The 802-nt window shown below is 62.3% G+C and carries 1 protein-coding gene; it reads right to left on the reverse strand.

Annotated elements, in window-relative coordinates:
* Window positions 1-142 precede the first annotated feature (142 nt).
* On the reverse strand, window positions 143-802 hold a 660-nt coding region (locus tag AWB74_RS44965; RefSeq protein WP_143749561.1), incomplete at its 5' end, for a c-type cytochrome.

Here is an 802-nt window from a genome sequence, read left to right on the forward strand (position 1 = left end):
AGATTTCTAACAACCGCCGCTCTTTCGCGCTTCCCGGTGGCACACGGCCGACCTCCGGCACGCGCGATAGCGCGATCCCGTCCGGCGCGGGTGCGGCTGTTTCGGATGGAGCGGTTTCAGTCATGGCATCGAATTTCGCTGGTTATTGGAGCGTGGCGAGAAACGCTGCAAGGTTCTCGGCTTCGGCCTTCGTGAGCGTCATGCTTGGCATCCACGCATCGGGCTTGACGCGCTGTGCGTGTTCGATCCAGTCAAGCTGATTGCTAGGCGAATTGCTGAGCGTGCCCGCAGCGATCAGTCGGCGTGAGTTCAGGTGAGTCAGATCAGGGGCGAGCGCCCCGGCGGCCGACGTGCCCCTGACGGCGTGGCACCCGGCGCAGCGCTCGTTAAAAAGCTCGTGCCCTGCTGCTACCGAAGCAGTTTGATTCGCTGACCCGTGTAGCATCGCCTGACTCGTAGACCAGGCGGCGAAGTCCGCCCGGCTTTGGGCGACCACCTCGAACGCCATGTGGGCATGCTGCGCGCCACAGAATTGAGAACACTGCCCACGGTAGATGCCCGGCGCATCGGCCTGAATCCACTGTTGGTTTGTCTGGCCGGGAATCGCCTGAGTTTTACCTGCGAGCGCCGGCACCCAGAAGGTGTGAATCACGCCCGCACTCTCGAGCCGAATTCGAACGGGCTCGCCCACGGGAATGTGAATTTCGTTGGCGGTGGTAAAGCGCTCAGACGGGTCCGCGGCGCCCTCGTAAGAGATCTTCCACCACCAGTTGTAAGCCGTGACCGTAATAGTGAGTGCGGG

This window comes from Caballeronia arvi, from assembly GCF_001544695.2.
GTDB lineage: Bacteria > Pseudomonadota > Gammaproteobacteria > Burkholderiales > Burkholderiaceae > Caballeronia > Caballeronia arvi.